At 43.1% G+C, this 376-nt stretch carries 1 protein-coding gene; it reads right to left on the bottom strand.

All coding sequences use genetic code 11. The features are described 5' to 3' along the window. A partial coding sequence (locus IEX97_RS13035; RefSeq protein ID WP_188883526.1) for a hypothetical protein occupies nucleotides 1-376 on the bottom strand: 376 nt, incomplete at both ends.

Below are 376 nucleotides of genomic sequence, written 5' to 3'. Positions count from 1 at the left end.
TGAAAATCAGCCAGTTGCTCATCTGCTTCGCGAAGAGCGTCTTTGCGCTGCTCGGCTAATCTTAACAAGGCTTCTTTCTCGCCATGGATATCTCTATCCGGTAAAGGGGATAACGTTCTTTTAGCAATCGTTACGGCTTCAGTAATTTTTTCTAACGTTGCCAATTTTTGCCCTATCTGTTCTTGAATTTCGGCTAAGATTCTTGCTCTTCCTTCACCAGACTGTTGTCTTAGCTCCTCTTCAATGGCTTTTAGCTCATCGCGAGCGGCTGTAACTAAACCTTCTGTTTGATCAAGTTTCGTTTTATTTTCCTGAACCTTCCCTAAGAGTGCGACTAATGTTTGCTCTCTTAATTCTTGAAGAGCGGAGCTGTTGT

Source organism: Paenalicyclobacillus cellulosilyticus (genome assembly GCF_014647315.1).
Taxonomy (GTDB): Bacteria; Bacillota; Bacilli; order Alicyclobacillales; family Alicyclobacillaceae; genus Alicyclobacillus_J; species Alicyclobacillus_J cellulosilyticus.
The sequence above is the reverse complement of the archived record's forward strand: the minus strand, read 5'-3'. Positions and strand labels throughout refer to the sequence as shown.